At 69.4% G+C, this 304-nt stretch carries 1 protein-coding gene; it reads right to left on the bottom strand.

Going from position 1 to position 304, the window contains the following annotated elements:
* A partial coding sequence (locus QC765_RS16450) for a hypothetical protein (RefSeq protein ID WP_278315516.1) occupies window positions 1–304 on the bottom strand: 304 nt, incomplete at both ends.

Here is a 304-nt window from a genome sequence, read left to right as displayed (position 1 = left end):
CGATGTCGATGGTGAGGTTCAGGCCGGTGGGGGTGGTGGCGAGGTCGCTGAAGACACCGACCACCTGCGGCATGAACATGCCCTCGCGGGTGGTGCCTGCCGCCGTCCCGTCGTCGGTGACACCGGTGAACTCGGTGGTGACGGAGTCCTTGGTGATCGTGATGTCGAGCGTGTCGCAGGCGGTGAGCCGGTCGAGCGGCACCGAGGTGATCACGCCATTGCGGATGACGACCTGGGCGTCGGTGGGGGTGGCGCGGACCTGCATGCCGAAGCGGGTGGCGTCGGGCGCGCCGGGCGGGATGGT

The sequence above is a fragment of the Hoyosella levis genome (assembly GCF_026008515.1).
GTDB lineage: Bacteria > Actinomycetota > Actinomycetes > Mycobacteriales > Mycobacteriaceae > Lolliginicoccus > Lolliginicoccus levis.
Note: the sequence above shows the minus strand (reverse complement) of the source record. Positions and strands in the feature narration are given on the sequence as shown.